The 15,934-nt window shown below is 58.2% G+C and carries 17 protein-coding genes and 1 pseudogene; 6 read left to right on the top strand and 12 right to left on the bottom strand.

Annotated features, from left to right (window positions below; translation table 11 throughout):
- Positions 1–520 precede the first annotated feature (520 nt).
- Entirely contained in the window at positions 521–1,657 is a 1,137-nt protein-coding gene (locus HKD40_RS14505; protein ID WP_169196504.1) for an autotransporter outer membrane beta-barrel domain-containing protein, read from the top strand.
- Positions 1,658–1,737: 80 nt separating this feature from the next.
- On the opposite strand, the gene HKD40_RS14500 is transcribed toward HKD40_RS14505, so the two are convergent.
- The 7 genes from HKD40_RS14500 to HKD40_RS14470 form a co-directional block, all read right to left on the bottom strand.
- Positions 1,738–2,103: a hypothetical protein gene (locus HKD40_RS14500; RefSeq protein WP_169196503.1), complete on the bottom strand. Its 366-nt coding sequence runs from the start codon at positions 2,101–2,103 to the stop codon at positions 1,738–1,740.
- A 139-nt stretch (positions 2,104–2,242) separates the two neighbouring features.
- A complete protein-coding gene (locus HKD40_RS14495) occupies positions 2,243–2,743 on the bottom strand; it encodes a DUF3597 domain-containing protein (RefSeq protein ID WP_169196502.1) in 501 nt (166 codons plus the stop codon).
- Positions 2,744–2,922: 179 nt separating this feature from the next.
- Complete coding sequence (locus tag HKD40_RS14490) at positions 2,923–3,489, bottom strand: peptidase inhibitor family I36 protein (protein ID WP_169196501.1); 567 nt, start codon at positions 3,487–3,489, stop codon at positions 2,923–2,925.
- A 99-nt stretch (positions 3,490–3,588) separates the two neighbouring features.
- On the bottom strand, positions 3,589–4,311 hold the full coding sequence (locus HKD40_RS14485; protein ID WP_169196500.1) for an SH3 domain-containing protein: 723 nt from the start codon (positions 4,309–4,311) through the stop codon (positions 3,589–3,591).
- A 295-nt stretch (positions 4,312–4,606) separates the two neighbouring features.
- Entirely contained in the window at positions 4,607–4,975 is a 369-nt protein-coding gene (locus HKD40_RS14480; RefSeq protein ID WP_169196499.1) for a hypothetical protein, read from the bottom strand.
- A gap of 68 nt (positions 4,976–5,043) precedes the next feature.
- Complete coding sequence (locus HKD40_RS14475; RefSeq protein WP_169196498.1) at positions 5,044–5,433, bottom strand: acyl-CoA thioesterase; 390 nt, start codon at positions 5,431–5,433, stop codon at positions 5,044–5,046.
- Between the two features lie 4 nt (positions 5,434–5,437).
- Positions 5,438–6,031, bottom strand: a complete 594-nt coding sequence (locus HKD40_RS14470; RefSeq protein WP_169196497.1) for a thymidine kinase — start codon at positions 6,029–6,031, stop codon at positions 5,438–5,440.
- A gap of 197 nt (positions 6,032–6,228) precedes the next feature.
- Between HKD40_RS14470 and HKD40_RS18080 the strand changes: the two genes are divergently transcribed.
- Positions 6,229–6,594: a GNAT family N-acetyltransferase gene (locus tag HKD40_RS18080; RefSeq protein ID WP_169196496.1), complete on the top strand. Its 366-nt coding sequence runs from the start codon at positions 6,229–6,231 to the stop codon at positions 6,592–6,594.
- A 92-nt stretch (positions 6,595–6,686) separates the two neighbouring features.
- On the top strand, positions 6,687–7,079 hold the full coding sequence (locus HKD40_RS14460; protein WP_169196495.1) for a DUF2147 domain-containing protein: 393 nt from the start codon (positions 6,687–6,689) through the stop codon (positions 7,077–7,079).
- 81 nt (positions 7,080–7,160) lie between these two features.
- On the opposite strand, the gene HKD40_RS14455 is transcribed toward HKD40_RS14460, so the two are convergent.
- From HKD40_RS14455 to HKD40_RS14445, 3 genes are all read right to left on the bottom strand, one after another.
- Positions 7,161–8,066, bottom strand: a complete 906-nt coding sequence (locus tag HKD40_RS14455) for a DMT family transporter (protein WP_169196494.1) — start codon at positions 8,064–8,066, stop codon at positions 7,161–7,163.
- A 62-nt stretch (positions 8,067–8,128) separates the two neighbouring features.
- Positions 8,129–9,355 carry an aminotransferase class V-fold PLP-dependent enzyme gene (locus tag HKD40_RS14450; RefSeq protein ID WP_169196493.1) on the bottom strand — a complete coding sequence of 409 codons (1,227 nt, stop codon included), beginning with the start codon at positions 9,353–9,355 and terminating at the stop codon, positions 8,129–8,131.
- A 191-nt stretch (positions 9,356–9,546) separates the two neighbouring features.
- Positions 9,547–10,134 carry a Spy/CpxP family protein refolding chaperone gene (locus HKD40_RS14445; RefSeq protein WP_169196492.1) on the bottom strand — a complete coding sequence of 196 codons (588 nt, stop codon included), beginning with the start codon at positions 10,132–10,134 and terminating at the stop codon, positions 9,547–9,549.
- Between the two features lie 123 nt (positions 10,135–10,257).
- Here HKD40_RS14445 and HKD40_RS17930 point away from each other — a divergent pair.
- Positions 10,258–10,362 (top strand): annotated as a pseudogene (locus HKD40_RS17930) (GNAT family N-acetyltransferase); the annotation flags it as partial.
- A 53-nt stretch (positions 10,363–10,415) separates the two neighbouring features.
- On the opposite strand, the gene HKD40_RS14435 reads toward HKD40_RS17930, so the two are convergent.
- Positions 10,416–10,718: a hypothetical protein gene (locus HKD40_RS14435; RefSeq protein WP_169196491.1), complete on the bottom strand. Its 303-nt coding sequence runs from the start codon at positions 10,716–10,718 to the stop codon at positions 10,416–10,418.
- A gap of 260 nt (positions 10,719–10,978) precedes the next feature.
- Between HKD40_RS14435 and HKD40_RS14430 the strand changes: the two genes are divergently transcribed.
- Positions 10,979–12,181 (top strand): pyridoxal phosphate-dependent aminotransferase, encoded by a 1,203-nt coding sequence (locus tag HKD40_RS14430; protein ID WP_169196490.1) that lies wholly within the window; start codon positions 10,979–10,981, stop codon positions 12,179–12,181.
- A 4-nt stretch (positions 12,182–12,185) separates the two neighbouring features.
- On the opposite strand, the gene HKD40_RS14425 is transcribed toward HKD40_RS14430, so the two are convergent.
- The gene (locus HKD40_RS14425) at positions 12,186–13,298 is read right to left on the bottom strand and encodes a hypothetical protein (RefSeq protein ID WP_169196489.1); all 1,113 of its coding nucleotides are present in this window, start codon (positions 13,296–13,298) and stop codon (positions 12,186–12,188) included.
- A gap of 267 nt (positions 13,299–13,565) precedes the next feature.
- On the opposite strand from HKD40_RS14425, the gene HKD40_RS14420 reads away from it, so the two are divergent.
- Entirely contained in the window at positions 13,566–15,191 is a 1,626-nt protein-coding gene (locus tag HKD40_RS14420) for an MFS transporter (RefSeq protein ID WP_169196488.1), read from the top strand.
- The last annotated feature ends 743 nt before the right edge of the window (positions 15,192–15,934 follow it).

Raw genomic sequence — 15,934 nt, 5'->3', positions numbered from 1 at the left:
ACCTTGGCCAATCTGGCCTACAACTTCGACCGCCTCGTCTTCCACGAAAAGCGCGCAACCGCGCCATGAGTCTGCCCGGATGACCGGGAAACGCCGTCAATGGGCACCGCCGATCGCCAAACGCCGCACCAAATCTGCTCAAACACGGAAATCAGACGACCACAATCGCAGCCGCAGGCTCAGCGAGCCAGTTCTTGCGGGTCTTCAGCTCGCGCATTGGACTGGATGAGGCGATGCCCGCTACGGCGGTGCCGCCTTAGTTCTTCCAGACGATGTAGGAGAATAACAGCACACCGACGAAGGTGATCATTGATCCGCCCGCCGTCTCGGCTTCCTTGGTATCTGCCTTTGCTTCGCCGTCTTTGCAATTGGCCTCTCCCAAAGCCTCACGGCCATACGGGCCTTGTACTTCATGAGCAAGCTGGGGGAGGTGAGCCCATAGATGGGTATGGCTCAGCACATGCAGCAGGGTGACAGTTCACGAATTGGCGCAGTTATGGGGCGAATAGGGGCAGCGCGGATGAGGAAGTATATACCATCCGATGCCTTTACATTAAGTGTTTCTGATCCTGGTTCTTACACTTACACTTATACTTTTACCCATGGTGACGGTGGTTCGTTCGATGTTAGCATTACCGTGCTTCAGCGACCAGTAAGCCCCACAGATAATGCCGAAACGGCAGAGCAGATCAGCACGGACATGGTGCAGGCGCGGGGACGTCAGCTCCACGCAGGGCTGTTCAGCGGGATGCTGCAGCAGCGTCGGCAGATGTCGGCAGCGCGTACGCCCGGTACGATTTCCATCAATCCGGCGGGCAGTGGTGTGGCGATGAATTTTGCCGCCAGCACACTGGCGATGACTGCGGCTTCGCAGGCGGTGACTGCGCTGGGGCAGACCATCGTTGTCGATGATCAGGGCGCTAATTTCTGGATCGACGGGGATATGAACCTGTACGCCCGTGACAATGGCGGCGGGGCTCAGTGGGGTCAGGCCGGGCTTGTTGGGGCCGGTGTTGACGTGTTGGTCGACAAAAACCTTCTGGTTGGTAGCGTGCTCTACGGCGACTGGATGCATGACAAATCCGATAGCCAGAACACGACAGGGGCCGGCTTCCTCGTGGGCCCTTATGCTTCCGCTGAAGTTGCGCCAAACGTCTTTTTTGACGTAGCGGCGCTCTACGGGAAGAGCTGGAACACGCTCAAATTCGATGATTTCAGCGGTGACTTTTCGACGGACCGTGTGCTTGCCCGTGCCGAACTTCGCGGCAATGTCGAATTGGGTGAGGGCACGCGCTTCCGTCCGAACACTACGCTGTTCTATATGCGCGAGAATATTGCTGGTTACACCGTTTCAAACGGCGCAGGCACCACCCAGAACGTCGATGCAAACGTGCAGCAACAGTTGACCGCGAGTGCCGGTGGCCGGATTGAGCACAGCTTTGACGCGGGCGAAAATTGGGTTCTGACCCCGCATGTAAGTCTCGATCTGGGCATGGTTGGAACCAACGGTGCGTGGAGCCAGATGATCCAGGGCGGGATTGGCACCGAACTGGTTAGCGATGGGGGCTTCAAAGTAGTGCTCGGCCTAGATGGCAACGCAACTGCGGCTGGGGCCCGTGGCGTCGGAGCGTCAGCTAAGATTAAAGCGCAGTTCTAATCGCCAATAATGAGAAGCTTCAACGGGTACCGATCAATGATCGGTACCCGTTTTCTATTGGTGGCACCGTCCTGGTGCCGTCAGTTCTTCCAAACGATGTAGGAGAATAGCAGCACGCCGACGAAGGTGATCATTGATCCGCCCGCCACGAATGGCACCATGGCCGCATTGCCGGCCAGCAAAAGGGCGAGCGCCAACGTCATGATCACGACGCCGACGACGAAGATCCAGAATTGAGCGCGCACCAGTTGGCCAGTGGCTTTGCTCGGATTGAGCGCAAAATAGATGCCGAATAGCGCTGAAGTGACCCAGCCCACCAAGTTCAAGTGCGCGTGGGCGCCGGTGAAGCGATGGTCGGTGCTGATCGACATATAAAGGCCAAAGCAGATGCCAATGATGAGAAATATGACGGCTATGCGGAAGTAATGCTGAGATACCAACGGCAATTTATATCCTCCCTGTGCACGCCCGATTGTTCGGTGCGTCGCCGCGCAAGCGTAGTGCGGCTCAAAGGGCTGGGATATACGGATATTTCTGGATTGGTATTGGGAGAATGCCTGCCGTAGCAGGCATCCTATGGGGAGATTAATCCAGCAAATTGGCTGGGACTGTACCGCCATTGGCCTTGAGCTGGCTGATCACCTGCTTGTGGAGCCAGATGTTCATGGTGGCGCTGTCGGACTTGTCGCCGGTGTAGCCAAGCTCGTCGGCGAGCTCCTTACGAGCGGTCAGCGAGCTATCAATGCCAAGGGCCTTCATGAGGTCGACGATGGACGTCTTCCAATTCAGCTGCTGGCCAGACTTAGCCACTGCCGCGTCGAGAATAGCGGCAACATCAACGTTGGCCTGCGGAGCTGCGCCGGACGCTGGTGCGGATGCACCTGATGCTGGTGGCGCTGCATTCGCATGAGCGGTGCCTGCTGCGAGGTTTTCGCGGGTTGGTGTTGGCGCGACAGGTGTAGAATCTGTGGTGCCGACGACGCTGCCGTGATGCGAGGCCTTGGGGTCTAGGCCCTGCGGTGCGCTGGCGTGTTCGGTCTTAGGGGCACCAAAAATCTTCTCTTTAATGGCGTCAAAGAAACCCATCGTAATCCTCCGTGTTGTTTGGCCTTCGCGACATCGAAGTTCCGAAGGCGGTAAGGACAGAACGCCCCACCCTAGAAATGGTAACGACGGGAGGGGAGATATTTTGGCTAGGCTGGGCACTCAGGTCAGAAAAAAGCGCGCCCACGGCGCGCTCATCGGTTTGGTTCTGAACGAGGCACTTAATAGACGCGGAGCGAGGAGAGGTTGCGGGCCAGATAGCGGCTAAGACGCGGTTGGCTCTCGGTGATGCGCTCACAATAGGATTGGAATGTGCGATCCCGGCACAGCGCGGCGCTGGTTGGTACGGTGACGCGAACCGAAGTCACCCGATTGTCCCAACCCGAGAGCGCGAGATCGCGCACGGTGTTGCCCGACGACAGGCAGAAATAGGCTCCGGTGTAATTGGCGCCTTCGTAAAAGCACATCTCGCCGTTCGAGAGATCCTTGGCGGGAACATTGAGTGCCACATCGCGTGTGGTCGTGCCGAAATCGATCTTGCCGATGTTGGTCCAACCCCGACCGGCAGGACCGTCGACCACGCACCAGTGCTTTTGGCAGCGGAGAACTTTGATCGGCGCGATACCGGCGATTTCCCCGGTGATGGCGTATTTCGTACCCGGACCAGTACGCAGCTCCAGCGTTGATTTAATCCACGCATGGCTACCCGAAAGTGAGTGGGCGGAGCTTGGGGTGGCCGCAAGCAAGCTCGCGAAAACAGCAAATGCAACAGCGTAAACAGAGCGCATTAGGACTATAGATCCGGATTGATTTTCGTCACCTTATCTGGAAACGATTGGTCTGAAAAGGGAAACGCCGCCCCGAGGGACGGCGTTTGATTTGGGAAATCAGCGGATCCGGATTGAGGCGATGTAATCGTCAAAATCACCCAGAGAAGAGGCGCTGGTCGTATAGGTGCGGCAGCCCCGGAAATTGCGTTCCGAACAGACTTCAATCGTGTAGCGGCCCGGATTGTCGATCGAGGAAATCCGATCGGTCCAGCCACGCAGATCGCGCTGCGCATCACCCGGCTGCAGACAGAAGCTGTCGCCACGAAACTGCGTGCGATCAAAGAAGCAGATGTCGTCAGCAACTGGCTGTGGCATCGGCTGTGGGCGCGGAGGACGCGGCGGAGGCACCGGCATTGGGCGCGGCGGTTCTGGGCGAACGACCGGCGGCTGTGGCCGCTGATTGCCATTGCCAATGCTGATGGATGGACCGCCAGGAATGGTGATGTCGAAATTAAAGCCTGGCTGGTTATTGTTATTCGGGCGGTTTGGCGTGTTGTTGCCACCTGTTGGCTGCAAATATTGGGCAGAGACCCAACCAGAGGTGCGGCCGGTATTGATGTAGCACCACGAGCGTTCACACTGCTGCACATCCACGCGCTGGCCCTGAACTGCCACGGCAACCACACCGTAATTTGTGCCTGGACCGCTGCGCACGTTTACGTTGGTTGTGACAGTGCCGGGGGCTGCCTGGGCATCAGGCATGAAGACAACGACGGCTGCGGCGGCAATGGCGATGCCGGTGACGAAGTTGAGGAGGCTCTTACGAGTCTTGCTGTGCATAGTGACTATCCCCTTACAAAGCCCATTGGTCCGGCTCTGCTTAATATTGTTTGGTCACCAAACGGATCGGCCTTCGGAGGGTTCCGACGATTTTGTGACTGCTGTGACGAAGTCTGCGGAGACTCGTTATGTGGAACAGATAACAGTAATGCGTCTGAACGCTAGCTGAACGCTGTGTTCAACTTTGCGGTTTCACCGTAATTCAGATCTTTATTATTTTTACTTAGCAATTCTCGAATTTTTTGAGACACCGGCAAGAATCGGCAAAGACAATCTTCAGTGGCACAGAAGTCCCTTACAGCCGCGCCGGTGGGGCCTCGAGCAAGCGAGGTTCAGGCGCAGTTGGGCGGTCCAACGGGTGAGGCGCGGGGATGCGCGCCGGCGGAGCGCCGGGATTACCTTTATTGTTCAGCGCGTTGGCGAGCGACAGAAGGTCTGGTTCATAAATCCAGCCTGCGCGAGTGCCAATGCGGACAGCGCACCATTGCTGGGTGCATTGAAGACCATCTATGCGGTCGCTGGTGCTGATGAACTCAAGAATAACGTGGTCTCGGCCGGGGCCGGAATGCACGGCGACCATCTCTGCTGCATTGGCGCTGTTTGCGAGCAGCGTGAGAAGAAAAGCGGAAAGGATGCCAGCGAGCCGGATTGAGATGGGTTTCATGCCATAAAAACCCAGCGCGCAAGCCAGAAACCATGAAACGGCACTTTCGCAGCGTTTCATGGCTTTGATTATTCGGCAGGAATGGCGCGCTTCTCGCCATTTTCATCGAGTGCGACATAGACAAAGCGCGCTTCGGTGACCTTCTGGCGGTCTTCGTGGCGTTCGCGGCGCACCCATGCTTCCAGAGCTATTGTGATCGAGGTGCGGCCAACGCGTTCGACTGTGGAGTAGACGCACAGGACATCGCCGACCTTGATTGGCGCAATAAATGTCATCGCTTCGACCGCAACAGTCACGACGCGTCCGCGGACCCGTTCGACCGCAGCGATAGCACCGGCAATGTCCATTTGGCTCATGACCCATCCGCCGAAAATATCGCCAGCAGGATTAGTATCCGCTGGCATGGCCAAAGTGCGGATTGTGAGCGTTCCCGTAGGCTGAGTGGCAGAGTCATTCATATTCTTAAGGACCTTTAGGCGGCCAACGGCCGACGGCTTCCTCCCAATGCTTACGACATAAGGAGAGATAGACAGATTTTTCAATAGACACTTGGTCGCCTGCGGTGAGGACGCGGCCGGACATGTCCTGGCGTACGACCATGGTCGCCTTGGCGCCGCAGGTGCAAATGGTGCGGATTTCGCGCAGGATATCGGCGATGGCGAGCAGCTCCATCGAGCCGGGGAAAAGCTTGCCCTGGAAATCGGTGCGCAGGCCATAGCACATGACCGGGATTTTTAGCCGGTCAGAGACCCGCGCCAATTGCCAGACTTGATCACGCGTCAGGAACTGCGCTTCATCGACGAAGACGCAATCGACTTTCGCAGCTTCGTGCTGATCTTTGACCGATTGGTAGACATCGTCCTGCGTAGCATAGAGCTGAGCAGGTTCGGAAATGCCGATGCGGGACGAGATCAAGCCTTCGCCGCCATCGGCGTAAAGTGCGGATGTGTAGAGCAGCGGATTCATGCCGCGTTCACGGTAGTTATACGCCGCCTGCAAGAGGAGGGTAGACTTGCCCGCGTTCATCGCCGCATAGGAGAAATAAAGCTTAGCCATGTTTCGAGTCCTGCTGCGGCCCTGATTGGGATAGCGATAGACCTCAGGGCGGCTGGGCGAAAGCCTAAGAGTGCTGGCTTCAACAGGTGAGTGGGAGAGCGATGGAGAGGCTGATTTTACGGGCGGCGCGGGAGGATGACCTTCCGGACTTGTACAAATTATTCTTCCGCTCGTGGATTGCCCACTGGGGGCCGCATGTGAGTGTGACCTCGCGCCAGACGTTTTTGCTTGGACGTCCGGGGGATAGCTATGCTCGCCAGTATTGGACCAAGTTCACCGTGGCGGAGCGGGACGGGATGCTGGTCGGGGTCTACCATCTTGAAGACGGGTTCCTTCACGCCATCCATGTCGCGGTCAACCATCTGGGAACCGGAGTGGGGCGGCTAATGATGTCGGATGCCGAACGGCGTGGGGCGCTTCGGCTGGAAGTGCGCGAATTTAACGATAGGGCGCGTCAATTCTATCTCCGTCGCGGCTGGGTCGAGCTTTACAATGAGCCGGGCAGCGAAATGGGCTCGCCCTGTGTCACGATCACCATGGGGCTGGATCGGCCAAGTGAATAGCGGGCCGAGGGGAACGAGATCAATTTCCCAGATGTTCAGTTTCAGTTCAGCCGTGGCGCACTAGAGCTAAGCCAATGATTTTGGAGTGTGAGATGAACCGATTTGCTCGATACGTCTTGGGTGTTGGCCTTGCGCTTGCTGCGGCCACCCCTGCATTTGCGTCGCCGGTCGGCACGTGGGAAATTGAAATGCGCGACAGTCGCTATGAGGCGACGATGTGTGGCGATGGCACCCAACTTTGCGTTCGATTAATCTGGCTGGGTAATGGCGCTGAGCAGCAGCCGGAAAATATCCCCTATCTCAATCAGTTGATTATCAACGAGGCCAAGCAAACCCGACCGGGCGAATGGAAGGGGCAACTCAACCTCTATGGCCACAAGGCGGCAGGCACGATCACGCAGGTGAACGAGAACCAGATCACGCTGCAAGGCTGCGTGCTGGCGGTGTTTTGCAAGTCATATGAGATGTATCGTTATAACGGGTGAGACATAGGTCTTAGGAAGACCCCACCCTCAATCCCTCCCCTTTCGAGGGGAGGGAGATCGTTCAGCGTAAGCGAATGCAGCCTAGTTCGTCGTGCGTTGGACGTGCGCCTTGCGGCGGTTCCAGAGCGGGGGCAGCGCTTCGACTAAGATGATCGCGGCGAAGAGCAAAGCGGCGCCGAAGTAGCCCACTGTCGGCAAGCGCTCGCCCAAGAGCAGAGCGCCGCCCAAGGCCGCGAACAGACTTTCAGCCGAGAGAATGATTGCAGCATTGGCCGGTGGAACGTGCTGCTGGCCGATGGCTTGGAAGGTGAAGCCAATGGCTGTCGAGCAAATGGCGGCATAGGCGATTTCGACCCAGCCAGCACTGATCGCCTCGATGGAAGGGGCTTCTGTGCCGAGTGCAATGCCAGAGGCGATGACGCCCGCGAAGAGGAAGCTGACGGCCGAAACAAAGATCGGTAGGCCCGTGATGCGAGCGCAGTGACCCAGAAGGATCACATGTACCGCCCAGAACACCGCGCTGCCGACAATGGTCCAATCGCCTGAATTAAAGCTGTCGAGGCCGCCACCGTTCAGGAAGTAGATGCCGATAAGTGCTGTCGGAACAGCGGCATAGAGGATCGGGCGGGGTTTCGTACGGAAGAGGACGAAGACCAAGATCGGCACGAAGAAAACGTAGAGCCCCGTGAGGAAGCCGCCGTTAGTGGCGGTCGTGGTTCTCAAACCGGCCTGTTGGAGCCATGAGCCGAAGAAGAAGGCGCAGCTCATCGTCAGGATAAAAAGCCAGTGCTTTGTGGTGAGCTTTGGGGCTTTGCGGCGATACTCCCAGATCGCCAGCGGCAGGATGAGCAGACCGCCCAGAATATAGCGCACGCCTGCGAAGGTCAGCGGCCCCATCATGTCCATGGCCGATTTTTGCGCAATAAAGGCAAAGCCCCAGAACATGGTGCAGATGAGAAGCATCAGAGTAGCGATGGGGCGGGACATGATTACTCGCAACGAAAAAGGGCCAGTGATGGCCCTTTTAGAAGGGGGCATACGGCAGCGGCCTAGAGCTCGGCGTCGAGCGCTTTGATGGCCTGCTGGATTTCGTCGGGCGTGGTGTAGTGGACGAAGGAGAGACGCACAACACCATGATCGGGATCAATGCCCAAGGCTTTGAGGAGGCGGTAGCTGTAGAAATGGCTGCCGCCGACCATGAGGCCGTGTTTGGTGAGACGCTGGGCGACGGCGACGGCAGCGTCGGTGTGGGCGAAGGCGATGGTTGGCGCGCGCTCGACCGGATCGTCTGGACCGAGTAGGCGAATGTCATTGCGCGAGCGCAGGTAATCGAGCAGGGGCGCTGCCAGCGCGATTTCCTGATTGCGCATGGCCGTATGGGCGCGGCGGAAGGCGTTATCGCCAGCAATTGTGCCGGAGACCATATTGCCGACTTCTTCGAGGTAATCGGCAACGCCCGCGCAGGCGGCGATTTGGGCGTGATCGGGACCGGCTGGGGTCAGGCGATAGCGCGGTTTGATATCGTTGAAGAAATGGCCCTGATTGGGAAGCTTTTCCGCCAGAGCCGGGCGAATGGCCATGATGCCCTGGTGGGGGCCATAAACCTTGTAAGCTGAGAACAGATAGATGTCTGCGCCCAGGGCGGCGAGATCGGGCAGTCCGTGCGGGGTGTAGCTGACGCCATCAATAGCGCAATAAGCGCCAACCGCGTGGGCGCGCGCAGCGATCTCTGCGACCGGATTGATGTGTGCAACAATGTTGGAGCAGTGCGGCGCGGCGACGAGTTTTACTTTTCCGTCGAGTAGCGCGTCGAGATCGGAGAGGTCGAGGCGACCGGTTTCGTCGACGGCCCATTCGCGCACTTCGATGCCGCGCGTCTCAAGGCGACGCCATGCGCCCGTATTGGCTTCGTGGTCTTGATTGGTGACGATGATGGCATCGCCGGGATTGAGAAACTGCCCAAAGGTATTGCCGAGCACATAGGTGTTGGCCGAGGTGGATGGACCGAAATGGATCCAATCGGCGGAAACATTGAGCGCTTGCGCGATCCGTTCATAGGCGTGGTCCATGGCCTTGCCGGCGGCGATTGACGCCGGACTGGTGCCATAGGGCTGCACCTTGGTCTGGCGATAGTAGCGATCGAGCAGGTCGAGCGTGTGTTTGGCGGTGTAAGAGCCGCCTGCGTTTTCAAAGAAGGCCTGACCTTGCAGGCTAGGCTCGGAGAAGGCGGGGAACAACGCGCGGACGCGGGCAGGATCGAGTGGCAGTTGGGTCATAGTTATGTCGTTCGTGAGAGGTGAGACGACGGTAGTTGACTGCCATACAAATGCAATAGGCCCCCATTCGGCGTTCGCGCTGAGTGGGAGGGGGGAGAACTGTGTGTGTTTGCAGGCCCCCACCCTTAATCCCTCCCCGCAAGGGGGAGGGAGACGCACGGGCGTTAGGGTTGAGTGGGAAGAATGTGCGGTTACCTGCGGTCTTGGCGGTGGCTTCCGCGATCGCCGCGTGGGTGGCCGTCATTTGGGCGGTCAGTAAGCTTGGCCTTTTGCTCGTCGGTCAAAGAGCCGAAGAAGGCGTCATAGCTGGGCTTTATCGTTTCAAGTGCGGTGACATTGGCCTTGCCGATGGCAATGCGGGTATCGAGGTTTTTGCTGAAGTCTGGTGCCGGTGGGGCTTCAGCGCTGGAGGCATCAGTTGGCGGTGTCGGTGGAGTCGGGCGCAAATCCTTGATAACAGCCTCAAAATCAGTGGCTGCCGTCAGTGCAGCGGCCTTTAGGGCGTCAAGCAAGGGCTTTTGGTCATCGGTGAGATCTAGGCGATGTGCGAGACGTACGAGGCCGACTTCGACGGCCTCGGCGCCGCGCTGAACGTTCAGGAAGTCGCCATTACCGCGCTGCATTGGACGGGCGAAATGCCCAAAGTCTTTTCCGCCGTGATGCGGTTGGGCCATTGGGGCAGAAGCAGGCGCATCTTGGGCCGATGTGGGGACGATGATGCCGAGCGCAAGCGTGGTCGTCATCAACGTTGCGAGAATGGCTGCGGGGAGGGTCTTCATCGTGTCATCCTTTGCATGGGAGGTACCATTGGCTGGTACCGATTGGACGATAGAGTGAACCATCTTGTCCGGTCATTGCGGTGCGATGAAGATATGGAGAGGTTGGTAATGTTCGAGGAGGCTCGGGGTGCAGCGTGGCTGCATGTTGACTTCGAGCTTCAGTATAAAAGTTTTTATACCTCGTGCGGGTTTGCGCCAACCGAGGCGGGGTTGATCGCACTCAAATAAAGCAAAAAGGCCGGGGGGCCGGCCTTGAAGTCTTGGGAGGTCAGGGGAGAGGGTTAGCGGTCGCTATCGGCCCAATTGGTGCGTCGCGCTGGACGCTTAGGGGCGGTGACGCGCGCGGGAAGGGGGCCGGCCATGACGAAGCGAGCCGCTTCATAAAGCATCACGGCCATGAGAAGCGCGACTGGAATGAGGAACACAGCGATCTGTGTGTCTGCCTGTTGGGCCAAGTTGGCCGCATTGGCGGGCGAGACACCCGAGACAGAGATGGCTGCGACAGCCGCTATGGAGAGCAAGGAAATGCCGGCAAGCGTGAAAACACGACGGTTCTTCGACTTGGGGGACGCGGACTTTTGCATGGGATCGACGTCTTACACTTTACTGAACTGTACTCAATTCACCATGAGATTGCGGTGTTAGTAGGGGGTGATTAGGGCAAGTGGCGATTTGTTGGGGGCGAAACTGTGGCAAAGGCGAGAACGAAGTCGTGAACGCGTGCGGGTGCTCTTGGCAAAAATGGTTTTGGCAGAGGGGCAATCTTACGCATTGGCGAATGGTTGTGGTTCTCAGGAACACTGGGCTGCGCTAAAGAGGGTGCGGCTAAGCTTGGAGGTTCAAAATGGGTTTTCTGTCAGACGCGCTGTCTCGTGTTGCGCCGTCGGCGACCGTTGCTATCAGTCAGAAGGCGCGTGTTCTGGCGCAGGAAGGCCGCGACATCATCGCGCTTTCTGCGGGTGAGCCAGATTTCAACACGCCGGAAAACGTGCGCGATGCTGCAAAGCGCGCCATGGACGAAGGCCAGACCCGTTACACCAATGTCGACGGCATTATTGAGCTGAAACAAGCCGTTGCGGCCAAGTTTAAGCGGGATAATGGGCTCGATGTTACGGCAGCCGATTGCTTTGTGTCCTCGGGCGGCAAGCAGATCATTTTCAACGCACTGATGGCGACACTCAACCCCGGCGACGAAGTTGTGGTGCCGGTGCCCTATTGGGTGAGCTACCCGGAAATCGTGCGTTTGTGCGGCGCTGGGCCGGTGTTTGCGGTGGCCGATGCCACAACAGGTTTCAAGCTGTCGCCGGAGGTTTTGGAAAAGGCGATCTCGCCTAAGACCAAGTGGCTGCTGCTCAATACGCCGTCGAACCCGACTGGCGCGGCCTATACGGCAGAAGAATTGCGCGGTTTGGCCGACGTGCTGCTGCGCCACCCGCATGTGCATATTCTGACCGACGATATCTATGAAGTGCTGGTCTATGACGGCAAGACTTTCGCCACGATCGCACAGGTAGAACCAGCACTGCAGGCGCGGACGCTGACCATGAATGGCGTGTCCAAGTCGCACGCTATGACCGGCTGGCGCATTGGCTATTGCACTGGCCCAAAACCGCTTTTAGCGGCGATGACCAAGCTGCAGGGGCAGTCGACCACGAACCCGTCGTCGATTTCGCAGTGGGCTGCCGTGGAAGCGCTCAATGGTCCGCAGGAATTTTTGTCTGAATGGCGCGCGGTTTTCCAAAAGCGCCGTGACATGGTTGTCGCTGGGCTCAACGCCAACACCGGGCTCGATTGCCTGACGCCAGAAGGCGCGTTCTACGTGTTCCCGTCTTGCGCGCGTCTCCTGGGCAAGACCTCGGCGGGCGGTACTGTATTGAATACAGACGAAGATTTCGTCATGGCGCTGCTTGATGAAACCGGCGTGGCGTTGGTGCATGGCTCGGCCTTTGGTCTCGCCGGGCATTTCCGCCTGTCCTATGCTGCAAGCGACGAACAGCTGGCCGATGCGGTCAGCCGTATTCAGACCTTCTGCGCTGGCATCAAATAAGCCACTAGCGGCCCAAGAATGACAAAACGGTCGGCCTATCGGAAGCGGTAGAGCCGGCCGTTTGGTTTAAAGTGTTCATGATCTTTGTGGTTGAGGCATAGCTTTGTACCGCGGCCTGATAGAGCTTGTCGCTCCAGCCGACTGCCAGCCGCTCTTCGGCGCTCAATGATGAGTAAGCGGCAATAATATTGCGGCTGAAGGCGGTAGGGTCGCCAGAGCTGCTGGCACTCGAAAAGCTCTCGGAGAGCGTCGCGCCGCTCCGTGCGGCCAGCACAGTTTTAGCGGCAAATGCCTCTTCAGACGTAAAAAGCGCATCCTTATTGATGACCATTGACGACAGTGTTCGGCTAGAAAACGCTGATACATCAATATATTGGCCGATTTTAGTCTGGCGATTAAAGCTCGGAAATTTGCCATTGGCGTCGGCCTGGGCGTAGAGCTGATCAAGCGCCGCGCGGGCGTTAGAAGCGAGGTTGGCAATCGGCGTTGTGGTGGTCTCAGGCGTTTCGCTGAGGGCAAGATAGGCGCGCACCGGATCGGCACTATCAGGCGCAGGGAGCGTGCCGGGCGTGAGCTTTAGGCTCTCAATGCCTTTGAGGACAGCATCGCGCCCCGCTTGCCAATCTGCGGAGCTTTTCTCTTCTGTGCCTAGAGAGGATAGATAGTTGGCAGCGGTTTGATAAAGCGCCAGATAACTGCCCGTTACCTTGGCAATGGCAGCAGGACCTGCCAGTGCGGCCCGAAAGCGCCGCTCCATCTCCAAACCTGCCGCTTGCTTCTCCTCAGAGTTGAACGTGTCGTCATTGGCCATGGAGAATAACTCTCGATTATCGAGCGAGGATAAGTCGAGCGCGAGACTGCCGTTTTGAAGGGGAGAGGAGCGGCGAGCCTCGGTGAGGAGGGTGAGGAGTTTACTCTCGGCGTCTTTGACGATGGTGGCGTAGTCGCGCTCCGCTAAGGCGGCCTGCGCCTCGACAGATAAGGTAATCGTCGTGGCAGGCCGATCGACAGTGCTTTCGGCTTCTTGACGCTCTGTCGCGGCGGTGGCTGGCTGTTCAGTACTGGCGCGGTAATCGCGATAGGCCGAGTAGGGGGTAGTCGCTGTAACGGTGACCATGTGGGTGTCTCCCGAGCTTCTGCCATAAGCCATGCAATGGGCGTGCCGGATATTTTTGAATGAAATCAGACGCGCATTGGGAGCAACTCGGGGTGGCGGTAAAAACTGCCGGGCAAGAACTTATTCTGGTCTGTCGGGTGTGAACTCGAGACTTTGTAGTTTCGTTGGGTCCAGAGTGAGAATCGGTAGGACGGCGTGAACCAACTCGGCCTATCGTAGGGGAGCGCGGCGCGTCACTTTTGCGCCGTGCTATACTTCGGAGCTGTAATGTCTGAGCGTAAATCGATGTTGGCCCCCTTTCGGCATGAGACATTCCGAATGCTGTGGCTGGCAACGCTGTTTTCCAATCTGGGAGGATTGGTGCAATCGGTGGGTGCCGGGTGGATGATGACCACGCTGTCGAGCTCCCACAATATGGTGGCGCTGGTGCAGGCATCTACGACGCTTCCCATCATGCTGTTTTCGCTCGCGGCCGGGGCTCTCGCTGACAATTTCGATCGACGTATCGTCATGCTGGTCGCTCAGATCGGTCTGATGGTGGTCTCTATCCTTCTGGCGATACTGACAGTTTTTGGCCTGTTGACGCCTTGGCTACTGCTCGGCTTCACCTTCCTCATCGGGTGCGGCACGGCGCTGTTTAATCCAAGCTGGCAGGCGTCGATGGGCGATGTGGTTCCGCGCGAAGACCTGCCCGGTGCGGTGACGCTCAACTCCATGGGTTTTAACCTCATGCGCAGCGTTGGTCCGGCGGTTGGTGGGCTGATTGTGGCGACAGCCGGTGCCGCTGCCGCATTTGCGCTCAATGCGGTGTCCTATATTGCCCTGATCTTTGCGCTTTGGCGGTGGAAGCCGGTGAGGGTCAAGAGCCACCTGCCGCGCGAAAAATTCGGCTCGGCCATGTATGCGGGCATCCGCTATGTGTCGCTGTCGCCGCATTTGACGACAGTGTTGTTCCGCGGCTTTCTCTTTGGCCTAGCGGCTGTCGTCATTCTGGCGCTGCTGCCATCGGTGGCCAATGACTATGTGGGGGGTGGGGCCTTTGTGTATGGCACATTGCTCGGCTGCTTCGGGTTCGGCGCTATTGGTGGGGCATTCCTCAATGGTCGCGTGCGGGAGCGCTTCAGCAATGAGGTGATCGTGCGGATCGCCTGCGCCATTTTCGCTTTGTGCTGTGTTGGCTTAGGGCTCAGCCGGGAGGTGTGGCTGAGCCATGCTGTGTTGATCCCGGCGGGTGCATGCTGGGTGCTCGCGCTATCGCTGTTCAATGTGTCGGTGCAGCTCTCGACCCCGCGTTGGGTGGTTGGCCGGGCGCTAGCGCTCTACCAGACCGCTACATTTGGAGGCATGGCCTTGGGAAGCTGGGTTTGGGGCCTGTTCGCGGATATTGGGGGACCGCAGCTGGCTCTGTTGTGTGCGGCGCTCGTCTTGGTGTTTTGCGGCGCTGTGGGACTACGCTTGCCGTTACCGGCCTTTAGTTCGCGTGACCTCAATCCGCTCGACACGTTTAATGAGCCCGCTTTGCGGCTCGATCTGCGGCCACGCTCTGGGCCGATCCTCGTGATGATCGACTATCGCATTGCGCAGAATGACATTCCTAAATTCTTGGAACTTATGGCTGATCGCCGCCGTATCCGCATTCGTGACGGGGCGCGGCAATGGGCGGTGCTCCGCGATTTGCAGGAACCCGATCTGTGGGTGGAAAGCTACCACGTGCCCACCTGGGATGATTATTTGCGGCACAACATGCGCCGGACAAAGGCTGATGCGGAAAATACGCTGGCCTTGCGGGCCCTGCACCAGTTGGCAGAGCCGCCGAGGGTGCATCGCATGATCGAGCGCCAGACCGTGCCGCTGCATGATGATACGCCGCTGCGCGAATTGCCCGACGTTTGATTGCCTAAAAAAAAGACCCTGCCCGAGGGGAGGGGCAGGGTCTTAAGGGTCACGGCGGACCGTAGACCTTGGAGGGCAGCGTCACCACGAGCGCTGCGTTGAGGGCATTATCAATCGGCGGCACTGCCTAGAAAAGCGCCAATTGCGTAATGCTGCCATGCAAAATCTACGCGTCACCTTGCTGCAGTCTTGTGCGGGCAAAAAAAGAGGCTCCAACCGAAGTTGGAGCCTGATGATAGGGCCGAAGCCAAATCGAAAGTGTTGGTCTGAGCGCATGGGAGGAGGATATGCGTCAGACCATGTGGACCAGAACCGAGGGAGGAGGAAACGGTTCCAATCCGGGTGTCGACAACGCGGGTCCGTGGGAGGAGGATACGGAGCGGCGTCCCGTCGACACACACAACCTAGGCGGTTCTGGCACTCACAACAATGCATGGTTCGTCATGCCAGCTATGCATTAGGCACAGCGACAAACTGTCCATTTAATGTGCAGCTTGTATGGATGAGGTGGTGGCGTTGGGGCAAGTGGTTGGTAGGGTCTGCTTTTCTGTCGGCGATGGCCCGGTGGCCGGCGTGAGAGGATCGGTTGGCCGGTGCTTTTTCACCCCACCCTCAATCCCTCCCCCTCAAGGGGAGGGAGGTAGAGCTGAGTGCGTGGGGAGGCTGGGCTCAACCGATGGCGGCGGGGCGAGTTGGCCTATCTTCGCCAAAGTCGTGGTGGTGTGCAGAAAAAAAGGCCCCAT

Origin of the sequence: Devosia sp. MC1541 (assembly GCF_012847305.1) — a bacterium.
Lineage (GTDB): Bacteria > Pseudomonadota > Alphaproteobacteria > Rhizobiales > Devosiaceae > Devosia.
Note: the sequence above shows the minus strand (reverse complement) of the source record. Positions and strands in the feature narration are given on the sequence as shown.

Coding starts and splice junctions, on each gene's coding strand:
- HKD40_RS14445 (WP_169196492.1), bottom strand. CDS start 10,134: ATGAAGACCCTCCCCGCAGCCATTCTCGCAACGTTGATGACGACCACG.
- HKD40_RS14490 (WP_169196501.1), bottom strand. CDS start 3,489: ATGCGCTCTGTTTACGCTGTTGCATTTGCTGTTTTCGCGAGCTTGCTT.
- HKD40_RS14505 (WP_169196504.1), top strand. CDS start 521: ATGAGGAAGTATATACCATCCGATGCCTTTACATTAAGTGTTTCTGAT.
- HKD40_RS14420 (WP_169196488.1), top strand. CDS start 13,566: ATGTCTGAGCGTAAATCGATGTTGGCCCCCTTTCGGCATGAGACATTC.
- HKD40_RS14425 (WP_169196489.1), bottom strand. CDS start 13,298: ATGGTCACCGTTACAGCGACTACCCCCTACTCGGCCTATCGCGATTAC.
- HKD40_RS14485 (WP_169196500.1), bottom strand. CDS start 4,311: ATGCACAGCAAGACTCGTAAGAGCCTCCTCAACTTCGTCACCGGCATC.
- HKD40_RS14475 (WP_169196498.1), bottom strand. CDS start 5,433: ATGAATGACTCTGCCACTCAGCCTACGGGAACGCTCACAATCCGCACT.
- HKD40_RS14480 (WP_169196499.1), bottom strand. CDS start 4,975: ATGAAACCCATCTCAATCCGGCTCGCTGGCATCCTTTCCGCTTTTCTT.
- HKD40_RS14455 (WP_169196494.1), bottom strand. CDS start 8,066: ATGTCCCGCCCCATCGCTACTCTGATGCTTCTCATCTGCACCATGTTC.
- HKD40_RS14450 (WP_169196493.1), bottom strand. CDS start 9,355: ATGACCCAACTGCCACTCGATCCTGCCCGCGTCCGCGCGTTGTTCCCC.
- HKD40_RS14430 (WP_169196490.1), top strand. CDS start 10,979: ATGGGTTTTCTGTCAGACGCGCTGTCTCGTGTTGCGCCGTCGGCGACC.
- HKD40_RS14435 (WP_169196491.1), bottom strand. CDS start 10,718: ATGCAAAAGTCCGCGTCCCCCAAGTCGAAGAACCGTCGTGTTTTCACG.
- HKD40_RS14495 (WP_169196502.1), bottom strand. CDS start 2,743: ATGGGTTTCTTTGACGCCATTAAAGAGAAGATTTTTGGTGCCCCTAAG.
- HKD40_RS14470 (WP_169196497.1), bottom strand. CDS start 6,031: ATGGCTAAGCTTTATTTCTCCTATGCGGCGATGAACGCGGGCAAGTCT.
- HKD40_RS14460 (WP_169196495.1), top strand. CDS start 6,687: ATGAACCGATTTGCTCGATACGTCTTGGGTGTTGGCCTTGCGCTTGCT.